Genomic DNA, 11,451 nt, shown 5'->3' on the forward strand with positions numbered 1-11,451 from the left:
CCGTTGCGAGGCATGCGGGCACTGATTGGCAGCAGCCCCGGCCGGCAGGCCGCGGATTTCGTCGAGAAATCATCGCAGCGACACGCGAACGACATACGCCTGCCCGAGGTGCATGCCGGCGCGGTGTGAAAGGCAGTTCAGTGCCGTATCGCCGGCTGCCACTGCAACAGAGCCCTCCGGCATGTCGCAGAAAACACCCGACTGGAGCCGGCAATCCGCCTATCGGACCGTCAAATTTCCGCGACCAGCTCAGATTGCAACGTCTGTGCTGTTTGCCAAGGAGTAGTCGTGCTCACCAGGAAAGGCAGGCGGTTACGTGCGCCTCGTCCACCTGCAGCGAGAACTCCCAGCCGTTGCGCTCACACAATCGCTGGACGATGCCCAGCCCCAGGCCATGTCCATCGGAAGACGAGCCGGCCGGCATGAGCCGGCCAATCTCGTCGCCGCCCACCCGGTTGGTGACCAGCAGCTCGTGCTGCTTGAGGAGAACCGTGATCGGGCCCTGCCCGCCGGGCGTTTGCTCGAATGCGTTTCGAACCAGGTTGGTGACGGCGATGAGGAAGGCCTGCGGATGCCCGCGAACGACGGGTGCCGCGTGACTTTCGACGTCGACTTCGACGCGCTTGCCGTTCAGCAGGTAGCGCTGCTGGTCGACCGCCCGGCTTATCAAGGGCGCGACCAGGAACTGTTCGCCATACAGCCCGTCGTCGGCTTCGCGAGCGATGCACAGGAACATCTCGATCGTGGACTTCATCTCGAGCGTCGCGCGCCGGATCCGATCCACCGCCTTCACGTCTTCGGCCGACAGATCGCTTTGCTCCAGCAGCTCGAGCGCGCCCGTGATCACGGTGATGGGTGTCCGCAACTCATGGCTGGCGGAACCGGTGAAGTCCCGCTCGCGCACGACGAACGCGCTGATGCGCTTGAGCGTCTTCTCGATGGCGCCGGCGAGGACGCCGACCTCGTCCGTTCCGAACCGGCTGGATTCAATGAGCTTGTGGTCTGCGGCCGACAGATGCTCCAGGTCGATGCCCGCGACCACGTCGGCGAGCTGCACCACCGGCGCGACCGCTCTGCGCATCACCAGGACTCCCAGCCCGAAACCCAGGGTGCCGAGCACGCTCACGACACCGGTGATGACGAGGAGCCACCACCAGTCCTCGGAGGATGCCGCCTCGATGCCGGCGACATCGAACACCACGAAGGCGCGCCCCCCTGCATTGTCGGCAGGGACGACCGCGACATGCAGCTCTTCGGCGACGAACTCGTACAGGCCCTCGTCAGGGCCTGCCTGCGCCCATTCCCTCAGGGGCTCGGGCAAGCTCCCGGCCTCGTCGTAGCCCCGAACACTCGTCGTGAGATCGGGATAGTTCTCGGCGGCGCGCTGCAGCTGATTGACCAGCACCCGATCTTCGCTGAACCTGATGGCCGCGTAGAACGCGAGCCCCCAGGCCATGCTGAGTCCGACGACACACAGCGCGAACGCATACTCGACACGCTTGCGCAAACTTTGTTGCAGCATTACGGGAAATTCTCTGCGATTCGATATCCGATGCGATGCACCGTATGGATCAAGGGCCGGTCGAACGGCCTGTCGATCGCCTGCCGCAGCTTGTACATGTGCGAACGAAGCGCATCGCCATCCGGCCGCTCGTCGGCCCACAGCAGCGTTTCGAGCTCGTCGCGATCCACGACGGACGGAGACTCCTCCATCAAGCGTCGGAGCAGCTTGATGCCGGCAGGGTTGATCTCGACCCGTCGTCCCGCCCGATGCACCTGCAGCGTGGACCGGTTCAATGTCAGGTCGCCGACGGTCAGCAGGTTGTCGGCATTCCGGTGGCTCCGCTTGTACAGGGCCCGGATGCGCGCATGCAGCTCCTGCAGCGCGAATGGCTTGACCAGGTAGTCATCGGCGCCGGCGTCGAACCCTTTGAGCCTGTCGTCGAGCGTGTCCCGCGCCGTCAGCATCAGGACGGGTGTTTCGATTTCGGCATCGGCCCGCAGCCTCTGGCAGAAGGTGAGGCCGTCCATCCTCGGAATCATGAGGTCCAGGACGATGACGTCGAACGGATTCGTCAGCGCCAGGCTCATCGCGGTGACGCCGTCGTGGGCGAAATCCAGGACATAGCCGAGCTTTTCGAGGTACGTGGCAATGTTCCCGCAGATGTCGCGGTTGTCCTCGACGATCAACGCCCTGATCGGCGCAGCATCAAGAGCGCCTGCCATCTGCCGCCTCCCGTTTACCATGCGTAGTCTAGTCGAAGTCCGATCAGCGGCTCGGCCTCGCTGTCGTCCTTCACGTTGACGCCCCTGCGGTAGTCGAACTCGGTGTCGTCGGTCGACGATGCCGAGGTGACGTTGATGACATCGAGAAAGGCGGTGACGTCGATGGGGCCGAATGCGCGTCGATAGTCGACACGCGCGTTCAGCACGCCGTAGCCGGGTTTGCGACCGACGCCACGCTCGGTCGTCTCCCTGGAGTAACGCACCGGTTGCCCGGGGCCCAGCACGTCTTCGTGGATGATGAAGGCGTCCTGCGGCCTGCCGGACAAATACTTGTAGCGCGCCCCCACCTTCCAGCGATCGGTGATTTCCCAGGTCAAGCCGAGGGTCGCCACGTGCTCGCGGCTGAACTCGTCGGCGACGGCGCCCCGGCCATCCTTGCGGTCCACTTCCGCATCGTTGTAGGAGTAGGTCGCAGTCGCGTAGAGGCCCTCTCGGATCGTGCCCCTGACCACGACATCGAAGCCGTAGGACGTGCCGTCGCCGATGTTGGCGAACGTGCCGCTCGCCCGATCCAGATCGACCACCAGATTCGCCAGATCCTGGTAATAGGCTTCCGTCAACACCGACCAGCTGTCGTTCGGGAAGTACTCGAGGCCGACGCTCCTGTGCGTGATCTTCTCGTTCTCGAGCGTATTCGCCTCGTTGGCCGCGAGGTCCAGGAACCGTGGTGACTGGTAGAAGATGCCTGCAGTCGCGAAGTACCTGAAGCGCCGGCCCGGCTGCCAGGTTGCCCTGAGCCTCGGCGACACGAGGGTTTCGTCCGTCAGGCCGTCCCGTTCCAGCCGTACGCCCGTGCGCAGATCCCACGTGTTGTGCTTGAAGACCTGATCCACGTAGCTCGCGTAGCTGGTCGCTTTGCGGCTCAGCGCAGCGTTGATGTTCTCCGGCGTCAATACGATGAAGTGCTGCCCGGGGTCCGGCCGGACGTCATCGCTGTCGTAGACGTACCGGATCCAGTCGCCGTCGAGCACGGTGCTGTAGTCCAGGTCGATCTGCGTCAGCTGGAGGCCTGCATTGAAAGCACCCCATCGATTCACCGTCGCCAAGTCGCTGCGCCAGCCGATCTCGGTCTCATCTTCGATAACCGTGATGATGTCTTCGCGCACCGGGAAGCTGGAGGCCGGCGATCCGGGGGGCACGAGGTCAGGGAAGGCTTCGCCCTCCGAGCTGATCTTGTTGCTGGCCCGGTGGTACACCTTGTTGGTCCAGACAGCGTCTTGACCGAGCAATGATCGCAGGGTCAGCCCGTACAGATCGCTGTCCTGCCTGAAATCCAGGAGCGATGCATCCTCGAAGTTGGGCGACTCGAAGACGTGCCTCACGTCGCGCGTGTAGGTCTCGCGCGTATCGATGAGCAGTACCTCCAGCGTGTTGGACGGGTCGATCGGCACGGCCGACTTGACGATGATGTCCCTCAGCACGGGATTTCCGATGTCCAGTTCGTCGATGTCCTCGAAGAAGGCACCGAAATCCAGCCGGCGGGCGGACACGAGCACGGTGGCGTCTTCGGTGATGCCGAGCGGCCCGTCGTAGCCTATTTCATTGCCTGCAAGGTCCAGGCGCAGACTCGCCGACGGGCTTGGGCTGCCGTCGGCGACGTCGAGCTTGAGCAGCGACCCGGCCCGCCCGCCATACGCCGGACCCCACCCACCCGGTGAGAACTCCGCACCGCTGATGACGTTCGGTGCGAAGATCGAGAAGCGACCGCCACCCCCGATGTCCTCGTCCTCGCCCAGCGTCGCGTCGAAGTGCACCGCCTTGTCGAACGGGAACTCGTCGACGAAGATCAGGTTGTCCCGCGGGCCCCGGCCGCGCACGCTGAAGGCTGCGAACTCGCTGGCGGACGCCAAGCCCGGCAGGCCATCCAGCGAGAGCAGCGGATCGGCGCCGCCGCCAACGGCACCTCGTAAGGCTTCGCGATCGAGATAGGTGCTGGAGGGTGATGCGAATGCATCGAGTGCCTGTGCTTGAACCGCCACTTCTTCCAACGTCGGCGCAACAAGTTCGAGTTCGATCCTGGAGTTCTTCCGCGTGATGACGCGTACGCTGGGCTCGTATACCGGAGCGAAACCGGCCTTGGTCACGTTCACCGAATAGAGGCCCGGATCGAGCTGTTCAACGACGATGCGACCTTGCGCATCGGTTTGCAGAGACCGCGCCAAAGCGGTTTCCCGTTCCGTGATCGTGACCTGCACGCTTGAAATCGGCCGTTCCGTGTATTGATCCCTGACGATGATGGTCAGGGCGCCGGGTGCCTCCGCTGCGTGGGTGGACAGCGAAAATCCGATCAGGGGCGCCGAAAGAGCCAACCACAGTGCCCGTCTCCAGTACGTCTTCATATCGCGCTACCCCCAGGAATTGGCTATGTCCAGTTGATGAAGCAGCGCGAAACTAACAATGCAAATGTCGCCAAAAGGTCACCATCCTGGCGCAGCAGCGACCTCCTCCCTGCTCCCTGCGCTGTCGAGGTCTGCTTCCGCGAAAGCCGACCGCGATGGGGCGCGTGCAGACCGCGCTCCTCCGGGCTCCCAGGTCGCGTCCGTCGTTCGCAAGGCAGCGAGCGGTCGCTGTCAACCTGGCTGTCTGGTCTCGTTGATCGACGGCGTGTCCAGCGTGCGCATGTCCACCGCCACTCGTACTGTCCTTCAAGTACAAGTACGGCGTCGCTCGGGACGATGGCGTCGATACCCTTGCAGCCGTGGCTTGGCAGCAGCCTCATCATCTACAAGCGCTGCCGGCACGAATTCTTCAACTGGCCGGCGGGCGTCATCAGCCGCTCAGATCCGGATGCGCGGGGCCTGGTACGCAGCATGGGGCGATCGTGTTGACCGTGGCTGGTGCTGCTTTCGCGGCTGGCCGTGATCCTGCTGGAAGTGGTGCAGTCATGGCTTCCGCCCGGAAGCCGTCTTGCGGTCACTCGTTCGAGACAAGCCATTCCAGTTGCCGGGCTACGGTGTCGAATGCCGCGATACTTCTATGAGCGCGCAACGATCACGCTTTCATTGATGCGTTGGCAGCCAGAGGCTGCATCGCATCCACTCGACTTGGTTGGACATGTGGACACCCGCGATGACCTCGACCGAGCCCGCGTTGCCGCCTTGACAGGTGGTACACGCTCGCCAATGATTGAGGCAGAGCGCATCTGGAGCGCCTCCTGTCCGCGGCAAGGGAGCCCCTCCCATCCAGTCAGTACCGAGCGATCTTACGAACCCTTCTTCCGGCCTTTCGTAAGCGGACGTCAGGCGATGGGAAGGAAGGTTGAAGATGACTCGTGTCCTCACGCCCCGAACCTCCGTCGAAACCCTCCGCAAGGATGCGAAGCGTTGGCTCAAGGCGTTGCGCGCCGCAGAGCCGGACGCAAAACGACGCCTGACCGCGGCTTGGTACACCGCCCCCGCCGATCCTGGACTTCGTGACGTCCAGCACGCGCTGGCCCGCGAATATGGCTGCGAGAGCTGGACGGCGCTCAAGGCGGCGATCGAGGAGCTGGCGCTCACCGGCAGCAATCGCGCCGATCGCCTCGACCGGCTGCTGCGCCACGGCTGGGACGGCGACACCAGGATCGCCCGCCGCATCCTCGATCTCTATCCGGACATCGCCCGGCATAGCCTGTTCACGGCCGTCACCTGCGGCGACCTGGCGCAGGTCGAACGGCGGCTTGCACGCGATCCGATAGCCGCGACGCGGACCGGCGGACGGCTCAATTGGACCGCGCTCGCCTATGTTGCCTATGGCCGACTCGACGCCGAACACGCCGTCACCATTGCGCGCCTGCTGCTCGATGCCGGAGCAGATCCCAACTTCCGTTTCGATGACGGCTGGGGCAGCCCCTTCAAGATACTGACCGGCGCGATCTGGCTAGGCGAACAGCACAGGCCGAGCCATCCCCAGGCCGAAGCACTCGTCGACCTGCTGGTCGCGGCGGGCGCCGATCCTTTCGATCTCCAGGCCTTGTACAACATCGCCTGCGTCCCCGGCGACGCACGTTGGTACGAGCAGCTCTGGCGACATGGCGAGGCGCAAGGCGTCGCGCACAAGTGGAGTGACCCGTCGGCGGGCCGACCGGGCGGCAATCTGGCCATCAGCACGCTCGATTTCCTGCTCGGCCGCGCGGCTGACCGGAACCATCTCGCGCGCGCCGAGTGGCTGCTCGACCACGGCGCCAATCCCGACACCATCGATCCCTATCGCCACGAGTCGGTCCACGCGCTCGCCCAGGTGTCGGGCTTTCTGGAGATGGTCGGCCTGCTCGAACGACATGGCGCGCGGCCTGTCGCGCTCGAGGGCATCCAGGCCTTCCAGGCCGCCTGTCTTGCGGGCGACGACGACAGGGTGCGCGCCATGCTCGCTGCCGATCCGCGCCTGATCGACGATCCCGCGCCCCTGCTCGCCGCCGCGGAGTTCGGCAATGCCCGCGCCGTCGCGCTGCTGCTGTCGCTCGGCGCCCGGCCGCACAATCTCGGCGAGGATGGGATCAGCCCGCTTCACCGGGCGGCGCAATCGGGGTCGATGGAGGCGGTCGACCTGCTCGTTGCAGCGGGCGGCGATGTCGACCTGCAGGAGCGCCGCTGGGGCGGGACGCCGCTGAGCTGGGCGGTCATGATGGGCCAGCCGCATATCGCCGAGCGGCTCGCGCCGCTCAGCCGCGATCCGCGAACGCTGGGCTATATGGGCCAGACCGAGCGGTTGGAGGCCATCCTGCGCGAAGATCCCGGCAGGGCCAACCTGGCCCTGTCCGACCCCGAAGGTCCCACCCCTCTCTTCATCCTTCCGCCTGACGACCCTGATCGCGCGGCCGCGGTCACCCGCATCCTGCTCGCGCATGGCGCCGATGCCGGCAGGCGTAACGCCCACGGCCGAACACCGATCGACGTCGCGCGCGATCAGGATTTTCATGAGGCGGCGGCGCTGATGGAAGCGAGCATCGCCTCGAGTTGAACGCAGATTGCTTGGTCAATGGAGGTTGATTCGACGGCGAGATCGGCGTGCCCTCGGTGATGATCAGCCCCGCACTGGCCGCTGTGGTACAGCGCATTGAGTTCTGGACTGTCCAACGTCTGCTCGGTCAGGTCGTGCTTCTTGCACAGCGTCTTGATCGGCATCACGCCAGCCTCGGCCTCGCGCAGGATGTCGATGATCTATTCCCCGGAAAGCGCTTCTTCACGTCCAATCTCCTTCTCGTTGGGGATTGGACTCCAAATCGCTGCGCCACTCAAAAGCGGAGGGACGTCGGGCGAGTAACGGGGCGACGATGTTGAGGGAGGTCGCGAGTTTGAAACCGGCTTGCCTACTTGCCTTCCGCGGCCTTGGAGACGTGCGCCCACTGGGCCCACTCGGCCAGGCGCTGCTGGTATATACCTGCGGTGCCATCAGCGTCGGCCCCTCCCCGAAGAACACGCGCAGCGGCGCTTCTCAGCGTCCACGACCGTGAGGATCGCGGACCCGAAGCCGACCGGCTGCGGAAGTACAACCTGCGCCCGCATCGTGGCCATGTTCTCGTGCAGAGCCGCGTACGCGTGGTGCGCGTCGGCGACGATGGCAGATGCACCGGACCAGTCGGTGGCGAAACCACCGGGTTCGACCAGGGTGACCTTGATACCGAAGCCAGCGACTTCCTGAGAGAGTGCATCCGTCATCCTTTCCAGTGCCCACTTCGACGCGTGGTAGGCGCCAAGGGTCGGGAACGCGACGATGCCGCCCATGGTCGAGATCTGAATGATGTGGCCCGCGCGCTGCTCGCGGAGGATCGGGAGGACCGCCTGCGTGACATGGAAAACGCCGAACAGGTTTGTCTCGAGCTGGTCGCGCAGCTGCTGCTCGGTGATTTCCTCGACCGTTCCGAAAAGCCCTTAGCCCGCGTTGTTGATGACGATGTCAATTCGCCCAAACGTCTCGTGTGCGGAATTCACCGCAGCGAACACCTGGTCGCGGTTGGTGACATCAAGTTCGACCGGGAGGACGGCATCGCCGTATTGCTCGACCAGGTCACTCAGAGTATTCGTGTTGCAGGCGGTCGCTGCGACTTTATCGCCACGCTCGAGGGCGGCGAGGGCGAACTCGCGGCCAAAGCCTTTCGAAGTGCCAGTGATAAACCAAACTTTGCTCATGATGTAATCCTCCTATTGCTATGGACGGCCAAAGTTACTTTCTCAGCTGCTTGCTGTTGGCGTGCCGGGGTGTCGGCGAGGATGGCGCGGAGCTTGGCGGTCTGCTGGTCGATGGCCTGCGGGCCGTTGCCGGTGAGCAGCCGCACGAACGGCTCGTAGGCAAGTAGCGGGGCAGCCATGTTCAGGGAGGTCGAGAGTTTGAAGCCGGCTTCCTTGATGGCCTTGTCGACGAAATAGGAAAGTCGTGTCTTCTTTCCCGGGACGCGCGGGTACAGGAACCGCAGCGCGAACAACTCGCCAATCGCGGGGACCGTCGAGATGGCGGCGGCGAGGAACGGGTTGTCGCCGACGCGGTAGGGGCGGCCCTGTGCGTCGACGCGCTGCTGGGTGGAGGTCACCGCGATGGGCGCGTGGCAGATCAGCGAGATGGTGACGTTGTTCTCCCGGGCCACGTGGAGGGTTTCGCCGAGCCACGGGTTATCACGGAAGTCGACCATGGGGGCGTGGCCGCCAGGGGTATGGATGAAGTCAAAGTCGGCAAAAGTAAACGGATCGGCCGGGTCGCGGTGACGCAGGACGAGTTCCTGCAGAGACTGGAAGGTGCCCTCCGGCAGCTTGTCCAACCGGCGGATCAGTTCGGGGCGGTACTCGGCGAGCTCCGGCTCGCTGTTAGGCAATAGCTCGGAGACCGGGATCCGGCCGATGTGCCGCTCCAGCAGACGGATTTCCTGCTCGCGGCGGGCGACCAACTCGGGGTGGCGCTGCCGGAAGCTGTGGACGTCGAACGAGCGGCGGCGCTGCTGCATGCGCAGGGGAATGGTAATGGTGCCGGTCTTCTCGATGGCTTGCATGGACAGGGCCATGCCGTTGATGTCGAGTTGCGGGGCGTTGCCATCGGGGGTGGCGAAGGTGAACTCGTAGTCGTTCTCGAACTCCTTGAGCACTTGAGCCATCTCGACCAGGAAGAACCCGGTCGAGATCGACTTGACGTCGGCCGGTTCGGCCAACGGCAGCTGTCGGGCGGACGAGATGATGATCAATGCGCGGCGCTTGGTGGTGAGCATGACTTGTTCCTTTCAGTGCTTCGGCTGGGCGAGGATCAGGCGCCGAACGTCGGCGTCGGTCATTCGGCGGAGGTGAATGCCCTCATTAATGCGTGAGTACATGCTCATATGAAGGGTAAAAAGAGAAAGCCTCAGGCCTTGATCCCCCGCCAGAACAGGTCGAAGCCTGCTTCCTTGTGCTGCTTGCGATTCTTCGAATTCGCAGCCGTCGCCTCAATCGCGATATCCGCAAGGCCCATCAGGACATGGTCGATGTAGAAAGGGAGGCGCTTGGGGTCAGCATGGCCAGCCAGGCTTCTTTCGATCATCGCGCGGATCTCGCCGAACAAGGCACTGCAGCGCTGGAGTGTTTGCGCGCTGATGCGGTCCGACACCTTGAGCTGCCGCATGGCCCTGCGTTGAACAGGGTTCGTCGTGCCCCACTCGACCAGACACTCCCACACGCGCTGAACGCGCTCGCGAGGGCTCTTGGCTCCCTGACAGGAAATGAGCAGTGCCTGAGCCAACTGGGTCTCAATATCGACCAAGAGCTCGTTCAGCAGATCGTCCTTGGTCGCGAAATAGATGAACAGCGTTCCCTCGGCGACACCTGCCGCAGCAGCAATCTTCGCCGTGGGTGCGCCGGTGCCCAAGCTGGAGACGAGTTCGGCGGCAGCGGCGAGGATCGCTTCGCGCTTTTCTTCGCTGAGGGGCCGGGCCATATGGTATTAATGCCTGAGTGCTTGCTCATTAACGTATCCCGATCAGGACCGCAGGTCAAGGATAGCCACTCAAGGGTGTTGTTTCGCATTCAGATCGCGAGAGTCCGTTGCCCCTCAGCTCAACCATGGCGTGCGTCGGCCCTGAAGCTGCCTACTGCGGCAAGGCCAAAGACAGCTCCGGGTCGAAAGCAGAACTCGCACCCCCGCATGGTGTGCTCCACCATTCGACGCTAGGCGGTGGGGAACTCGCCAGCGAGGTACGCCGCCAGCTCCTCTGGCTGCCCTTGCGGAAACGCGTCCTTCAACAGGTCCAGGAACGCGGATACGCGCGCGCTCAACAGGCGCCGCGAGGGATAGAGCGCCCAGATCTCGATGGGCCGTCCTTTCACGTCACCCCACCGCACCAGCGCGCCCGATCGCAGATCGCCGGCCACCAGCGACAGCGGCAGCACGGCGGCGCCGATGCTCGTGCGCACCGCGTCGCGGATCATGATCAGCGACGCCAGCCGCAACACCGGTTCGATGGGCATCCGCACATCGCCTTCCATCGTCGTCAACTCCCACGCAGCGGGACTGCCTGACGCACGCACCACCGCGCGCACCGCGACCTGCGGTTCCGGTTTCGCCAGCGCAGGACTGGCCACGGCAACCAGGCGGTCGCGCAACAGCACGCGTCCGATCAGGCGTTCGTCCGGATCGGGATTGACCCGGATCACCAGGTCGTAGCCCTCCTCCACCATGTCCACCGCGCGATCTTCCGTGGTGATCTCCAGGCGCACCTCGGGATAGCGCAGCGCGAAGCGGGCCGACAGCGTGCCCAGCGCCATCTGCGAGAACAGCAATGGCGCGCTGATGCGCAACCTGCCGCGTGGCATCTCGCCGCCCGACGCGATCGACGTGGCCGCTTCGCCGATCTCGGTCAGCAGGGTTTCGGTGCGCTCGAACAACGCACGCCCCTCCTGCGTCAGCTTCAGCATGTGCGAGCCGCGCTCGAACAGGCGCACGCCCAGACTGGCCTCCAGGTCGGCCACCCGCCGCGACAACGTGGCCTTGGGCCGCTCGGCGGCGCGGGCCGCACGCCCGAAACCGCCGTGGCGGGCCACCAGGGTGAAGTCGGCCAAGGCGAGTAGGTCCATGTGTTCCACCAGCGAGACAGGCGATCCAAGTATATGGGCTATCGGCCCGCATGCGGATCAACAACCATGGCACCTCGTCACCACCCAAGGAGTACTCCCATGACCATTCTCGTCACCGGCGCCACCGGCCATGTCGGCCGCCACGTCGTCCAGCAGC

The 11,451-nt window shown here is 64.4% G+C and carries 8 protein-coding genes and 1 pseudogene; 1 reads left to right on the plus strand and 8 read right to left on the minus strand.

The annotated features are described in order from the left end of the window. Window positions 1-292: 292 nt before the first annotated feature. From VMR06_RS08650 to VMR06_RS08660, 3 genes are read right to left on the minus strand one after another with little or no spacing between them, the layout of a single operon-like run. On the minus strand, window positions 293-1,522 hold the full coding sequence (locus VMR06_RS08650; RefSeq protein WP_325375211.1) for a HAMP domain-containing sensor histidine kinase: 1,230 nt from the start codon (window positions 1,520-1,522) through the stop codon (window positions 293-295). Beyond that, entirely contained in the window at window positions 1,522-2,199 is a 678-nt protein-coding gene (locus tag VMR06_RS08655) for a response regulator transcription factor (protein ID WP_325375239.1), read from the minus strand. Before VMR06_RS08655 ends, VMR06_RS08650 begins: the two co-directional genes overlap by 1 nt. 41 nt (window positions 2,200-2,240) lie before the next feature. After that, window positions 2,241-4,625 (minus strand): TonB-dependent receptor, encoded by a 2,385-nt coding sequence (locus VMR06_RS08660; protein WP_325375213.1) that lies wholly within the window; start codon window positions 4,623-4,625, stop codon window positions 2,241-2,243. Window positions 4,626-5,550: 925 nt separating this feature from the next. Here VMR06_RS08660 and VMR06_RS08665 point away from each other — a divergent pair. Beyond that, entirely contained in the window at window positions 5,551-7,224 is a 1,674-nt protein-coding gene (locus VMR06_RS08665) for an ankyrin repeat domain-containing protein (protein WP_325375215.1), read from the plus strand. Here VMR06_RS08665 and VMR06_RS08670 read toward each other — a convergent pair. From VMR06_RS08670 to VMR06_RS08690, 5 genes and pseudogenes are all read right to left on the minus strand, one after another. Then, window positions 7,179-7,391 (minus strand): hypothetical protein, encoded by a 213-nt coding sequence (locus VMR06_RS08670; protein WP_325375218.1) that lies wholly within the window; start codon window positions 7,389-7,391, stop codon window positions 7,179-7,181. The genes VMR06_RS08665 and VMR06_RS08670 overlap by 46 nt on opposite strands. A gap of 264 nt (window positions 7,392-7,655) precedes the next feature. Beyond that, window positions 7,656-8,393: pseudogene (locus tag VMR06_RS08675) on the minus strand (SDR family NAD(P)-dependent oxidoreductase). Next, window positions 8,390-9,457 (minus strand): hypothetical protein, encoded by a 1,068-nt coding sequence (locus tag VMR06_RS08680; RefSeq protein WP_325375221.1) that lies wholly within the window; start codon window positions 9,455-9,457, stop codon window positions 8,390-8,392. Before VMR06_RS08680 ends, VMR06_RS08675 begins: the two are co-directional and overlap by 4 nt. Before the next feature lie 131 nt (window positions 9,458-9,588). Continuing rightward, window positions 9,589-10,158 carry a TetR/AcrR family transcriptional regulator gene (locus tag VMR06_RS08685; protein ID WP_325375223.1) on the minus strand — a complete coding sequence of 190 codons (570 nt, stop codon included), beginning with the start codon at window positions 10,156-10,158 and terminating at the stop codon, window positions 9,589-9,591. Window positions 10,159-10,388: 230 nt separating this feature from the next. Then, entirely contained in the window at window positions 10,389-11,294 is a 906-nt protein-coding gene (locus tag VMR06_RS08690) for a LysR family transcriptional regulator (RefSeq protein ID WP_325375228.1), read from the minus strand. Window positions 11,295-11,451 lie beyond the last annotated feature (157 nt).

The sequence above is a fragment of the Dokdonella sp. genome (genome assembly GCF_035511235.1).
Lineage (GTDB): Bacteria > Pseudomonadota > Gammaproteobacteria > Xanthomonadales > Rhodanobacteraceae > Dokdonella.